This window comes from Bdellovibrio sp. BCCA (genome assembly GCF_037996825.1).
Lineage (GTDB): Bacteria > Bdellovibrionota > Bdellovibrionia > Bdellovibrionales > Bdellovibrionaceae > Bdellovibrio.
In genome coordinates this window covers 3,572,787-3,585,724 of the sequence record NZ_JBBNAC010000001.1, presented here as the reverse complement: position 1 = coordinate 3,585,724, position 12,938 = coordinate 3,572,787, and the positions used below count along the sequence as shown (strand labels likewise).

Below are 12,938 nucleotides of genomic sequence, written 5' to 3'. Positions count from 1 at the left end.
CAAAGAGGGGAAAGCCGCTGTTATATGAGTTTTGAGTCGCATTCCGCGTAGAAATTTCTAGATTAAACAATTGTTACACAGTGCCCAAAAATTGTACGTGCAGTGAAAAATTTCTGCTAAACATCCGGCATCATTTTTAGGAGTATTCATGAGACAGCTTTTAACTGTGTTTTCTTTGCTTTTGCTTGCAACTGTTTTCTCTGTTCAATCTTTCGCGGATTCTCGCGCTGAAGCTGAAAAACGCTTGATGGTCGAAGATTCTTACGAGGCTGCTTATGGCCGCCTTTTCGACGAAGTGGCTTACTTCCAAGGTGAGACTTACCTTAACCAATACACAAACGTGATCGTGATCAACAAAGCCGCAAACAAACAAACTTTGCGCCTTTATACAAACCGTCAGTTGATGCTTACGACGAAAATTTCTAGCGGTGCTGAAGACATCGAATACGTTGGCGCGGTTCGTGGCGTTTTCAATAAAATCTTTAAAGGCGCGACACAATCTCACTGGAGACACACAACTCGTGGTTTCTATACAATCAAACGTGTTGAAGGTGCGAACTACCGTTCTGGCGAAAACAAATTCCACATGCCTTATGCGATGTTCTTTAACGATCTTCGCGGTCTAGCAGTGCACCAAGTTCCACCGGATCTTTCTAGCGGTGAAGCGGCAGGTGAGGCAGCTTTGGGTTCTAGAGCTTCTTCTGGTTGCGTGCGCGTTCATAAAAACTACATCCAGCAAATCCACTCTGCAGTTCTTGCTGCGGATAAAGGCCAAGTTCCTGTTCTTAGCACTAAAACAGGTCAACCTCAGCTTGATGAATACGGCCGTGTTCGTTATGAGCGTGGTTACAAAACAATCGTCATCGTTGAAGAATACTAAGATTTAGGCCCGACGGGCTTCGTCTTGACCTCCCTCTGAAAGGGACATAAAAAGGCTGGGTTAATTACCCGGCCTTTTTGTTTTTTTGAGCCATAGGAGTCCCCATGAATCTTCTAGAATTAGTAAACGTCCCTGATGAAAAACGCGATCATCAATGGGAAATCGACTTCTTTATGGCGATCACTCAGAGCAATCTTAAACTTCTTCACGAAGCTCCACAAAAAGGTCCCGATGGTTGGCCGTATCTTTTGGCAGAGACTTCTGCTGAAGCCACGGAACCGGCAAATAAAATCATGCAGTGGTTGGCAATGAAAGGCGTGGGCCTGGTTGTAAATCCAATGAAGTCTTATCCGGATTATGTTTTCACTTACGGTATGCTTTGGCACTTCAAAGAAACGGGCTTGTTTTATAAAACGGCTGAAGAGTCTCCAGTAGGAACTGTGGAGATGGAAAAGGGCCAACAGCTTCACGCGGGTCCTCCGGCACCTCACTACTTGCCACAGTACGTGCGCAATATCTTAAAACAGTTTTTCTTTGATCAAGGTGTGCACCGTCCGCGCATTCTTGTGATGAGTGCGGATCGCAAACACTATGATCTTGCGTTCTCTTTAGAGTCTTTGGGAAATCCACCGACAAAAGAACATCAAGGTATTGCGGAAGCTATTAGCTGGTTCTTGCCTCCGCATTATTCTGTTGTGTTGGTATCTGAAATTGGTCTTCCACAGTTTGTGGATTTGGCTTAATTAAAGATCGTTTTGCGAAATCTGAGTTGCGACTTTATCGTCGCAACGATTTTGCCCGTCTGTAGGTTTCAAAATACATTCAACTTCGACATGAGTGAGATCGTCTCCACCCAATGCTTTTGAAGCGGCTGCCGAGATATTTTTAAGATCTGATTTAAGTTTTGTTGTCGGATTCGGGCGCAGAGAATCGCAAAGCTTCGCTGTTTCAGAAGAGGACATTCTTACTGCCTTACCCTGAGACACGAGAGGTGTGATGAACAAAGCGATAAAGAATCCGATACTTTTTGTCTTAACCATGACCTTAAGACAATCAATATCGGTGCCACCAAAAGATCGTACGGCTGCAAATAAAAAAGAGTTGAGGTTCCGTGAAACCCCAACTGACTAATGTATTTTTGACAGTGAGAACTCTTTAAACAGCTCTCTTTTGTGAGATCCGTTATCGATCAAAAAGTCCCAATACTTTCGCTTTGAAAAGTTGAATCTTCGATTGAACTTCAGGAGAACTTTCCATCAGTTTGAATGAACGGATCAACAAAGTTGGCTCTGCTTTGCAAAGGCGAAGAGCTTCCTCTTTGCTGTAAGGACCGCGATAAGCTTTGATCGCGCACTCCGCATTGGCAAGAGTTCCGCCTCGCGTGCAAAGTTGCAAAGATTCTTCTTTTGAAAAGGGTCCGCGGTAAGCCGTCGTGGCGCAGTCAACAGGTCCTGTTGCTGAAGTCGCTCTCACGCAAAGAGAAATAGATTCTTCCTTTGAGAAAGGTCCACGATAAGCGGCCGTCGCACATTCAGCGGGAGCTTTCGAGGTAGCGCCACTACAAATGCGCATTGATTCTTCTTTGGAAAAAGGACCGCGGTAAGCTGTATCCACACAATCCACGGCGTCTCCGGGATTTCTTGGCTCGGTAGCCGTACATATGTACTCCTTGCCATCACGAATAGTAGTAAAAGAATCAGCGTGAGCTGTGTTCGCCATCGCTACAACAAGAATCATCAATGTGAAAAGTGGTTTCATTTTTCCCCCGTTTTATATTCCGAAGTGGAGGAGTGCAGAGCTTATGCCAAGCAAAATGCACCGTCTTCTATTGGTAACCATATGATGACGTTGCAACTAAGAAAAACTTCTGCGAATATAAACATTATGACATTTGATCCAAAGATTTATAAAACCATCGTCTTTGTCCGTCACGGTCAGTATGAAAAAGATCCTGAACGCTTAACTTCTTTAGGAAAAGCACAAGCGCATTTGGCCTCGCAAGTGGTGCGTGATCTTAAGCCTCATCGAATTTACTCAAGCACAATGCCACGGGCGATCGAAACGGCTTCTTACATTGAAAAGCAATGTCAGATGAAATCAGTTAAACGCGATATGTTTCGCGAAGGTATTTTGCCCGGGTTAGAGGCCGTCACTAAAATCGATAAAGCCGCGCGCGAAACGATGAAGAAAAACCAAATACACGCTGACAAAGCTTTTGATTTTCTTTTTAAAGCTCCCAGAAGTGGAACGAGCACTCATGTCGTCGTCGCTCATGGCAATGTGATCAGATATTGGGTGTGCAAAGCTTTGGGAATAGATCATAAGAAGTGGGTGAAGATGGATATGCACCAAGGATCTCTCACCACAGTTCGTGTTGATAAAGAGGGGAATGCCATCCTCTTAGGATTTGCCGATATCGGCCATGTGCCTTTAGAGCAAAGAACATATATTTAAATAAAAAAGCCTAAGGCGAACCCTAGGCTTTTTCTTACAGACTTAAGTTTTCAAACTTAGTCCAACTCTCCTGGTTTTGGTAGAAGATCCATCAAGCATTCTCTCCAGTATTCAGGAGCTTCATCGCTGTAATCGACAGCCACATAGAAACCCTTTTTGCCTAGAAGCTGTGTGCGAGTGATTACACCGGAAACTTCCAGATTCATTTCTTCAAGATGCATAAAGACTCGATCGCCTATTAACACATCCAGGGTCAAAGTTTTACGAAGCGCCGTAGGAATTAGATCATCACGTTTGATCAAAAGTAAAAGTCCTGTTGACGAAGCTTCTACGATCTCACAGTTCTTTGCGATCTTTGCAAAGTCATCGAGTGAAGTGAGATATGAAATATGAATGGGAGAGACTTCTTTCCTTGGAGCCACTCTGCGGTTGTATTTTGTACTTCCCATTAGTCACCTGCCTTAATCAGTATCATTAACTCTGGTTAATAAACTCTTCGGCAGGACCCGACCAAAGTTAAGAGGGAAAAACAAAAAAGCTGTAAGTGTGTTCCCCGAAATGCATCACAACACCTCTGTTTTCAGAGGGAGAACCATGAATTTCCGGGTGTAAAAGACGGTATGTCTCAGTCTGAGAATCAATATTTTTCCAGGCCCCTACAGAAATTTTTGAAACCACCGAGGGCTGATTATACGAGCGAAGTGCTTTGAAGATCGCTTCTTTTGCACTCCACAAAGAAGCGGGACTTGGTGCTGCTAAAACTTCTTCATTTGAAGATACACGAGCGACGATTTTTTCTTCAACATGGGCACGAACTTCCACATCCACACCAAGAGGCGAGCGAGAAACGACAACAACACCCATACCCTCACAGTGAGAAACGGAAGTTTTTAAATCCGTATTAGAAAAAACCTCTGCCAACTCGGTACGTATCAATTCACGGTGAGAGGGATTCTGACTTCCCCATTCAGGTTTTGCAAAAACTTGTAAATCAGATACTAAGGACTTTTGCAGGAACTCGATTGTGCTTTGAGAAAGAGCCATGAATCGAGTTCCTTTAAGAAAATTAAACGGTAAATTCAGCAGGCCAAGTCACAGCCTTGCCGCTTGTGATATCCATCATGCGATCCAAAGACACTTTGGCTTTTAAGCGAAGGTCTTCGTTTAAGCCCACTTGAGGTTTGAAAGACTCAAGAGCGTATTTGATCTTTTCCATGGAGTTCATCTTCATGTAAGGACAGTTGTTGCAAGAGCAACCCGAATCCAAAACAGGCGCTTGAATCAACGTCACATCAGGACGTTTCTTCTGCATTTGATGGAAGATCCCTGTTTCTGTTGCCACGATAAATTTCTTCGCAGGATTTTTTTCAACTTCTTCAAGCAAACGAGAAGTTGAACCAATCACAGAAGCATATTGCAAAACAGACTCATCGCACTCTGGATGCGCAATCACCACTGCGTCGGGATGTTGGGCAATCAGTTCATGCAATTTCTTAGCGTTGAAAAGTACATGGACTTCACAAGCTCCCGGCCACAACACAAATTCACGATTTAGCTTTTTAGAAAGCCAACGACCCAAGTGTTGGTCCGGCCCGAAAAGAATCTTACGATCTTTAGGAATGGATTCCACGATCTGTTGCGCATTGGATGAAGTGATAATCACATCAGAGATCGATTTTACTTCCGCACTCGAATTAATGTAAGTCACAGCAATTCCGTCGGGATGCTGACGGCGCCAAGCCAAGTATTTTTCGTAGGGTGCACCCTTAACAAGCGAGCAGCTTGCTTCCATGTCAGGAACCAAAACCGTTTTTGAAGGATTAAGAATCTTCACGCTTTCAGCCATGAAGACCACACCTGCAAGAAGGATCACATCTTGTTTTACTTGCTGGCCCATTTTCGCAAGATAAAAACTATCACCGACATAATCGGCCACATCTTGAATATCACCATCTTCATAATAGTGAGCCAAGATCACAGCATTCTTTTCTTTTTTCAGGCGCTGAATATCAGCAACAATATCATATGACATATCAACCTCGGGCTTATTGTAACCCAAACGAATACGAGTGGCCTCATATAACATGGCTACAGGCAAATGCAAGCCAGCCCAAGGCATGGCTTAAAATGAATTTTCCGAGGGAAATTAAAGAGTGGTTCCACCCTTTAATACGTTAATAATCGATTTAGAAACGGTCTTTAAAGATTCAAAAACGCCTTTGCCTTCAGAAGCGCAGCCTTCAATTTCAGGTGCGTTGTAAGGGTTTAATGCGCTTCTTAGCTCAGCCAAAGAAGCCACATTCGGCAAATCACGTTTGTTGTATTGCATAATAAGAGGGATCTCGCGGATGTCGTAGCCTTGTTGTTCCAAGTTTCTCTCTAAATTGCGAAGGGATTCTAAGTTTTCATCCATACGCTCAATTTGAGAGTCCGCAACAAAGATAACTCCATCAAGACCCTTTAAGATCAACTTACGAGAAGCATCGTAAACGACTTGGCCCGGAACTGTGTAAAGGTGGAAACGTGTTTTAAATCCACGGATGTCACCTACGTTCAGAGGCAAGAAGTCGAAGAACAGAGTGCGCTCAATGTCCGTGTTCAATGCCACCAGCTTGGATTTTTGATCCTCCGCCGTTTTTTGATAAACCCACTGGATGTTCGTTGTTTTACCGCCCAAGGAAGGACCGTAATACACGACTTTGCAGTGAATCTCTTTGGCATTGTAGTTAATAAAGGACATTACAGCTCCACTCTATTTTGCAGGGCACGACCCATAGTTCTATCATCTATGAAATCGATGTCGCTGCCAATAGGAACTCCATGGGCAATGCGAGAAAGTTTCAAACCTTTCCCTTGGAGTTGCTTAGCAAGGTACAAAATTGTCGTATCACCTTCTAAATCGGCATCCAAAGCAAGGATGACCTCTTTAATCACAGGTCCGTCGCCTTCAATTCCGGCGTCGATACGTTCAATCAGTTCTTTGATTTTTAATTCTTGAGGACCAATGCCTTCCAGCGGAGAGATCGCTCCATGCAAAACATGGTAACGACCGCGGAAAGCACCGGAAGATTCGATGCGCATGATATCCGAGGGCTCTTCCACGATACACAAAGAATCATCAGAACGGTGAGAGTCTTCGCAATAACGGCAAAGATCCGTGTCTGTATAGTTAAAACAACGAGGACACTCATGGACCTCGGCCTTCACACGCAGAAGAGCTTCACTCAAACGTTCTGGATACTCATTCTGCGACTTCAGAATAAAATACGCCAAGCGCTGAGCTGTCTTAGGCCCGATTCCGGGAAGACGACTCAGCTCGTGCGTTAATTTTTCTAATGCAGAAATATGTAACAAAATTTACTCCAGCCTACGCGCCATCCGGCGCTACGGCACTGTGGCCTCGCGGCCTAAAACATTCCAGGGATATTTAATCCGCCAGTGATTTTTTCCATCTCTTTTGCGGATGTTTCTTTAGCAACTTTAACAGCTTCGTTTGTTGCAGACATAACCATGTCTTGAAGCATTTCTACGTCGCCCGCTTTCAAAACTTCAGGATCGATAGTCAAAGCAGTGATCATGTGATCGCCGTTCACTTTTACTTTTACAGCGCCACCGCCAGAAGTTGCTTCGTATTCTTTTTTCGCAAGCTCTTCTTGGGCTTTTTTCATTTTCATTTGCATCTGATTAGCTTGCTTCATCAGTTGCGCCATTCCGCCTTGCATGCCTTTCATAACTATCTCCCTGCGCTGTCGCGCTTAGTTTCCACTATGGATTTGATATGCCCTTTGAAAACATCTTGGGCCGCTTTCACCATAGGGTTTTCGGCGATCTTATTGCGGATTTCTTCCTCGGCCATTTGCACTTTTTTCTGCTGCATGGCTTGGGCCGATTCTCCAACCTGATCGCGGCTCATTAATACCTCAAAAGAATACCCAGCACCCCAGTACGAATCAATAAATCCTTGCAGTTTTTTTCGCACTTGAGCATCAGCCATTTGCTCTTTTAAGAAGGCCAATTTAGCCGGAACGCCAAGGCTGACAAGCTTTCCCTCTTCTTTTACAAAAAGTAAATTTTCGACCTTCGCCGCGAAAAGAGCGTCATCTTGGCGAAGAAGTTCCACGAAATGAACCCACTTTTCCGTCGGAGTTGCGCCTGTAGCCACTTTCGGAGTCACTGGTGCACTCGGAGCTGGTGCCGCTGCTGGTGCAGACGCCGTTTTCGCCGTCGCAGGAGCAGGACTCGCAGATTTTGAGTTTACTGAATTCAAAGAGGGCTTCGCTTTTTCCAAAGCGGCCTTCATGGCCTCAAGTCCTTTCGGACCATCCATCACTTTTTGCGATTCGTGCAGTCGATCATGTCCCGGAACGGCGGGAGCTACCGGCGGTGTGTAGGGCCGGGCCCCACCTGCGCTGTGAGAGGTGGAAGCTCCATTTTGCAATAGAGTTTTAAGGTCCACCAACTTCGGCGCAGAAGCCATTCGGAGAAGTGTGACCTCTAAAACAATACGCGGATCTTGAGCACGAGGAATATCAGCACCGCCCTTAAGAGCCATGTCGAAGAGCAAATGAATGTCTTCTTCAGAAAGACGTTGAGACATGTCAGTCAAAGCCTGAAGTTCAGAATCCGGCATTTCTAAAATCTGCACGGCCTGCGCTTCAGAAACTTTTACCAAGAGCAAGTTACGGATCATCTCAAGCAAATCTTGAGAGAACAAATGTGGCTCAAAACCAGCGGACGCAATTTTCTCAATCACTTTCATGATGGCTTGAGAGTTGCGATCAATGAGGCCATTCAAAGTTTCAAAAAGAAGAGCCCGATCCGTGAGCCCCAGAATTTCTACAACATTGCTGCGACTCAAAGGTCCGTTTGCAAATGTGATCACTTGATCCAGCAAACTTTGTGAGTCGCGCATAGAACCATCACCCTGACGAGCGATCACCCAAAGAGCTTCCTCTTCAGCTTGCACGCCCTCACGATCACAGATGAGTTTTAATCTCTCTGTGATTTGACGAGTGGGAATTCTTCTAAAATCAAAACGCTGACAGCGAGACAAGATCGTTTGAGGAATCTTGTGAACTTCTGTCGTCGCCATAATGAAAATCACATGGGGAGGTGGCTCTTCCAAAGTTTTCAACAAAGCATTGAAGGCACTTGTAGAAAGCATGTGAACTTCGTCGATGATATAGATTTTGTATTTTCCACTGGAAGGCATGAAAGCCACAGTGTCGCGAAGTTCACGAATGGCATCGACACCGTTGTTCGAAGCACCATCGATCTCGATCACATCAACGCTGGAACCTGCTGCAATTTCCTGGCACGAAGAACACTCGTTGCAAGGAATGAAATCCTTCGCATTCGGGCAACGCAAAGCTTTCGCTAAGATACGCGCCGACGAAGTTTTTCCAGTTCCGCGAGGACCTGTGAAAAGCAAAGCATGTGGAAGACGTTGATTATTAAGGGCATTGGAAAGAGTTTGGGTAATATGATTTTGCCCGACAACGTCAGTGAAAGATTGTGGACGCCATTTGCGTGCAATCACCTGATAAGACAAAATACACCCCTCGAACTTATTCACGCCATTCTAGCGCAAAAAAAGCGGCCGAGCACCCCATATCACATAGACTCTCGAGTACCGTTGCTTCCTTCCGGACCTAGCGGAGTTCGTCAAGGGTGCTATTGTATGGGACCCGGCCAGGCGCAGGTGTATCTCATGGGGTCTGGGATTTCATTCGATAACTCATCGTGCCATAGAGGTAATTTCAAGTATTTACCTCTGCTGATCGGCACGGGCCTCCAGCCCTCGCTGCTTCGCCTTCGGCGAGGGCCATCCAGGCCCCGCAGAGGCCGCTCATCCGAGGTAAATACTTGAAATCACCTCTATGGAAGAAGCTCTCGGATTCCCAAACCTAAAAAGGTGCCTGCTTCTTTTTTCTGGCGATGGTGCGTTAGGGAAGGTGCCAGGGGATTTTTTACGTCTACGGTGCATTAGTTAGAAACAGTAAATGGGGCTTGGGCTTTTCTTGTTGGGGAGAGGTGCTACCATAGAGCGGTCATAAGGAGTTTTTCTATGAGAAAAGTTTTGGTTTTGCTTTTGGTGCTTCCTTTTTTTGCTCAGGCGCAATCTGTTGGTGTTAAGGATATTCCTGCTGGGGAAGATACGACTATTGAAATTAAAAAAGGGTCGAAAATTTCGGATCGTGAGTTTGAAGTTGTTACTGAGGAAGAAGACATCGAAGGGGAGGCGGCTCCGCTTTTGAAAGAGGCTCGTGCTAACTGGAAAAAGGCCTGTGCTGATTGGAAGAAAGATGTGAAAGAACTTAATAAAGAAAATCAGGTTCTTTCTTTGAATTGCGGGAAAATGGAATGCTCGACTGTTTCTATGGAGTCGACTTGCCAGTCTAAGGCCAAATATAAGTTAAAAGTCCGCGTAAAATAGCGAAAAATTTTCCGAGTGTATTTTGATTTGAGCTCAACTTGACTAGGATGCCGGGCATGTTGAGCTTTATTTTTGCCTTATTTTTATCGCCGTCAGCCCACGCCACTCCCAACTGTCCTGAGGTTTCAGGTGTTGTGAAAGAAGTTATTTTCCTGAAAGAAGATGACTGTAAACTCGCAGCAGATCTGGCTAACACGTTTAACACCATGGCCAAAACTTTCGGAGTTGCTCCCGAAATCACTCTTGTCGTCGGTGGTCCGATGGACAATGCAAGTTTTGATAACGGGCACATCATCGAAGTCCCTTATCGCATGGCTTTCTTCGGTCGTTATGGTCAAGAATATCCAGTCTCACTATTAAGTCTTATCACGAGTGCCGCGCACGAATACGGACACGCCATCTTTCATGAGTATTTAAAACAATCTTTGCGGCAAGAATTTGGTTCTTTGTTAAAAGAGATGGAAGACATTTCGATTCGCAAAGAGAGAATTTTAAAAGGCGCTGCAGACGAAACATTCTCTGATGACATGAAGAAGCTGCTGACTTCTCCAGAATATCAACGCTTCACTTCTCTTTCTCCTTATTCAGAGTTCTATGCTGACGTGCTTGCGGTGTTTAATGCCAACGATAAGAGTGCGATGCTTTCGGCTCTTTACTATAGCGAGATGGACACCTTTCAATACAACTACATTCGCATGAGAGATTTCGAAGGCGATCCCGATCCTCGTTGGGAAAATTTGATGTATGAAGAACATTCGAAGCTCGCTTACACACGCGCTTATGTTGGAAAAGAACTTTGGCCAGAAAACGCTGAACAAGCAGGACACATTGCCGATGCTATCGTGCGTGCTATTTTGCGAGTTGCCAAAACCAATTTGGACCAAGACGCAACTCCTGATGTGCAAAATGCCAATGCACAACTCATCGCTGAGCTTAATAAGGTCCATTAAGCTTTAATCTAATCAAATTTTTTTTTTTATTTTCCAAATGCCTGATTGAATTCAGGTGTTTGGGAAATTCACCTTCGCGCTTCTGTCATTAATCAGGTCACGCATCTTCGGCACTTGCCCTTACAATAAAGTCAAAACGACACTTCGGGGGCTTATCAAAGGAGAACGATGTGGAAGCCTATCCTCTAACTCCGTCTTTGTTGGAAGCTGTGAAAAATCACGACGTAGAATTGGTAAAATCCGTTCTAAAAAAGAAAACGAACCTAGAGGTGACGGATTCACAAAAGCGCACGCCCTTGCTCATTGCCACGCAAAACAATGATGTAGAGATTGCCTGGCTTCTCATTGAAGCCGGTGCTGACGTGAATGCGCAAGATCAGAAACAAGACAGTCCTCTTTTGTATGCGGCGGCCGAGGGGCGTTTGCAAATTCTGCGTTTAATATTGAAATCAAAACCTAATTTTAAAATCTACAATCGCTACGGAGGCACGGCTCTTCTTCCGGCGGCCGAGCGTGGACACGTTGATATCGTCAAAGAACTTTTGAAAACGAAGATCGATATCAATCACAAAAACAATCTGGGTTGGACGGCATTACTAGAGGCGATCGTTTTAGGTGACGGTGGTCCCCGTCAGCAAGAAATCGTTCGGCTTCTGATAAGTTCCAAAGCTGACGTGAACATTCCCGACAATGATGGAATCTCACCGCTTGCTCACGCAAAACGTCGCAAGTTTACAGAGATGGTGAAGATTCTTGAAGCCGCCGGCGCGAAATAAAAAAGCCCCGGGTTTTACGCCGAGGCTTTTTGCAAATCAGAAGTTAAATTCTAAATTACATCGCAAGAGCTTTTTTCAAGTTCTCGTCCAGTTTTGCAAGGAATGGCTCTGTGTTCATGTATTTATCAGCAGGAACTTTGTCGCCATAGATGCAAACTGCAAGATCTTTTGTCATGAATCCAGCTTCCACTGTTTCAACGCAAACTTTTTCCAAAGTTTGAGCGAACTTTACAAGATCTTTATTTCCATCCAAGTTTCCACGATGCTCAAGGCCACGAGTCCAAGCAAAGATAGAAGCGATTGGATTTGTTGAAGTCGGTTTACCTTGTTGGTGCTGACGGTAGTGACGAGTCACTGTTCCGTGAGCCGCTTCAGATTCCATTATTTTTCCATCTGGAGTTACAAGAACTGAAGTCATCAAACCAAGAGAACCGAAACCTTGAGCAACCGTATCAGATTGAACGTCACCGTCGTAGTTCTTACAAGCCCATACGAAGTTACCGTTCCACTTAAGTGCTGATGCAACCATGTCGTCGATCAAACGATGTTCGTAAGTGATGCCAGCAGCATCGAACTTCGCTTTGAATTCTTTTTGGTAGATGTCTTCAAAGATGTCTTTGAAACGACCATCGTACTTTTTCAAGATTGTGTTCTTAGTAGAAAGGTACAAAGGCCATTTTTTAGAAAGAGCTTGGTTGAAGCAAGAACGTGCGAAACCAGAGATAGACTCATCCGTGTTGTACATTGCCATCGCAACGCCATCACCTTTGAAGTTGTAAACTTCATGTTGAATCTTTTCGCCGTTTTCACCTTCGAAAGTGATCGTCAATTTGCCTTTACCTTTAGTCACGAAATCAGTTGCACGGTATTGGTCACCGAATGCGTGACGGCCGATACAAATTGGCGCTGTCCAGTTAGGAACAAGGCGAGGAACGTTTTTGCAGATGATGGGTTCACGGAAAACAGTACCGTCCAAGATATTACGGATAGTTCCGTTTGGTGATTTCCACATTTGTTTCAAGTTGAATTCTTTAACGCGAGCTTCGTCAGGAGTGATCGTCGCGCACTTGATACCAACATTGTACTTTTTGATGGCTTCAGCAGCATCAACAGTCACTTGGTCGTTTGTAGCATCACGATGTTCCATGCCCAAGTCGTAGTACTTAATGTCGATTTCTAGGTAAGGAAGAATCAATTTTTCTTTGATGAATTTCCAGATGATTCTTGTCATTTCATCGCCGTCGAGTTCAACGACGGGATTTGCAACTTTGATTTTGTTCATAAGTCGGTCCTTTTGTCTTTGGATTGCTAAAGCCTTGAAAATATAGAATGAACTTTGAACTCTTTCAAAGAAAAACGGGATTTCTTAAGGCATCATTTCGGCGAAAAGGCCTAATGACGAGGTAGGTCACGACCAAAGAAATAAAAAGGCCCCCGATTTA

Annotated in this window: 16 protein-coding genes and 1 other RNA gene; 6 read left to right on the top strand and 11 right to left on the bottom strand. The window is 44.6% G+C overall.

Annotated elements, in window-relative coordinates; translation table 11 throughout:
* Window positions 1–148 precede the first annotated feature (148 nt).
* Together AAAA78_RS17435 and AAAA78_RS17430 are read left to right on the top strand one after the other, a co-directional pair.
* Complete coding sequence (locus AAAA78_RS17435) at window positions 149–880, top strand: L,D-transpeptidase (protein ID WP_340593406.1); 732 nt, start codon at window positions 149–151, stop codon at window positions 878–880.
* A gap of 104 nt (window positions 881–984) precedes the next feature.
* Window positions 985–1,623 carry a hypothetical protein gene (locus AAAA78_RS17430; RefSeq protein WP_340593405.1) on the top strand — a complete coding sequence of 213 codons (639 nt, stop codon included), beginning with the start codon at window positions 985–987 and terminating at the stop codon, window positions 1,621–1,623.
* On the opposite strand, the gene AAAA78_RS17425 is transcribed toward AAAA78_RS17430, so the two are convergent.
* Both AAAA78_RS17425 and AAAA78_RS17420 read right to left on the bottom strand, forming a co-directional pair.
* Window positions 1,624–1,920, bottom strand: coding sequence for a hypothetical protein (locus AAAA78_RS17425; RefSeq protein WP_340593403.1), 297 nt, complete (start codon window positions 1,918–1,920; stop codon window positions 1,624–1,626). It abuts the gene before it with no gap.
* A gap of 142 nt (window positions 1,921–2,062) precedes the next feature.
* Window positions 2,063–2,638, bottom strand: a complete 576-nt coding sequence (locus AAAA78_RS17420; RefSeq protein ID WP_340593401.1) for a hypothetical protein — start codon at window positions 2,636–2,638, stop codon at window positions 2,063–2,065.
* 126 nt (window positions 2,639–2,764) lie between these two features.
* On the opposite strand from AAAA78_RS17420, the gene AAAA78_RS17415 reads away from it, so the two are divergent.
* Window positions 2,765–3,334: a histidine phosphatase family protein gene (locus AAAA78_RS17415; RefSeq protein WP_340593400.1), complete on the top strand. Its 570-nt coding sequence runs from the start codon at window positions 2,765–2,767 to the stop codon at window positions 3,332–3,334.
* Window positions 3,335–3,390: 56 nt separating this feature from the next.
* On the opposite strand, the gene AAAA78_RS17410 is transcribed toward AAAA78_RS17415, so the two are convergent.
* From AAAA78_RS17410 to ffs, 8 genes are all read right to left on the bottom strand, one after another.
* Window positions 3,391–3,783 (bottom strand): hypothetical protein, encoded by a 393-nt coding sequence (locus AAAA78_RS17410; RefSeq protein ID WP_295904204.1) that lies wholly within the window; start codon window positions 3,781–3,783, stop codon window positions 3,391–3,393.
* Between the two features lie 67 nt (window positions 3,784–3,850).
* Complete coding sequence (locus AAAA78_RS17405) at window positions 3,851–4,378, bottom strand: 4'-phosphopantetheinyl transferase family protein (protein WP_340593399.1); 528 nt, start codon at window positions 4,376–4,378, stop codon at window positions 3,851–3,853.
* Window positions 4,379–4,400: 22 nt separating this feature from the next.
* A complete protein-coding gene (gene nadA / locus AAAA78_RS17400; RefSeq protein WP_445292007.1) occupies window positions 4,401–5,366 on the bottom strand; it encodes a quinolinate synthase NadA in 966 nt (321 codons plus the stop codon).
* 114 nt (window positions 5,367–5,480) lie between these two features.
* Window positions 5,481–6,074: a GTPase MglA gene (gene mglA / locus AAAA78_RS17395; RefSeq protein WP_063205482.1), complete on the bottom strand. Its 594-nt coding sequence runs from the start codon at window positions 6,072–6,074 to the stop codon at window positions 5,481–5,483.
* The gene (gene recR / locus AAAA78_RS17390) at window positions 6,074–6,688 is read right to left on the bottom strand and encodes a recombination mediator RecR (RefSeq protein ID WP_340593393.1); all 615 of its coding nucleotides are present in this window, start codon (window positions 6,686–6,688) and stop codon (window positions 6,074–6,076) included. The genes mglA and recR overlap by 1 nt, the downstream gene beginning before the upstream one ends.
* 53 nt (window positions 6,689–6,741) lie before the next feature.
* Window positions 6,742–7,065, bottom strand: a complete 324-nt coding sequence (locus AAAA78_RS17385; protein ID WP_295904211.1) for a YbaB/EbfC family nucleoid-associated protein — start codon at window positions 7,063–7,065, stop codon at window positions 6,742–6,744.
* Between the two features lie 2 nt (window positions 7,066–7,067).
* Complete coding sequence (dnaX, locus tag AAAA78_RS17380) at window positions 7,068–8,909, bottom strand: DNA polymerase III subunit gamma/tau (protein WP_340593392.1); 1,842 nt, start codon at window positions 8,907–8,909, stop codon at window positions 7,068–7,070.
* Window positions 8,910–8,928: 19 nt separating this feature from the next.
* Window positions 8,929–9,027: signal recognition particle sRNA small type (gene ffs, locus AAAA78_RS17375), an RNA gene on the bottom strand.
* Window positions 9,028–9,401: 374 nt separating this feature from the next.
* Between ffs and AAAA78_RS17370 the strand changes: the two genes are divergently transcribed.
* The 3 genes from AAAA78_RS17370 (at window position 9,402) to AAAA78_RS17360 (ending at window position 11,496) form a co-directional block, all read left to right on the top strand.
* Complete coding sequence (locus tag AAAA78_RS17370) at window positions 9,402–9,770, top strand: hypothetical protein (RefSeq protein ID WP_340593391.1); 369 nt, start codon at window positions 9,402–9,404, stop codon at window positions 9,768–9,770.
* Window positions 9,771–9,826: 56 nt separating this feature from the next.
* On the top strand, window positions 9,827–10,720 hold the full coding sequence (locus AAAA78_RS17365) for a hypothetical protein (protein ID WP_340593390.1): 894 nt from the start codon (window positions 9,827–9,829) through the stop codon (window positions 10,718–10,720).
* 170 nt (window positions 10,721–10,890) lie between these two features.
* Window positions 10,891–11,496 (top strand): ankyrin repeat domain-containing protein, encoded by a 606-nt coding sequence (locus tag AAAA78_RS17360; protein WP_340593389.1) that lies wholly within the window; start codon window positions 10,891–10,893, stop codon window positions 11,494–11,496.
* 55 nt (window positions 11,497–11,551) lie between these two features.
* Here the strand turns inward: AAAA78_RS17360 and AAAA78_RS17355 are convergent, their stop codons facing one another.
* Window positions 11,552–12,778, bottom strand: coding sequence for an NADP-dependent isocitrate dehydrogenase (locus AAAA78_RS17355; RefSeq protein ID WP_340593388.1), 1,227 nt, complete (start codon window positions 12,776–12,778; stop codon window positions 11,552–11,554).
* Window positions 12,779–12,938: the final 160 nt, after the last annotated feature.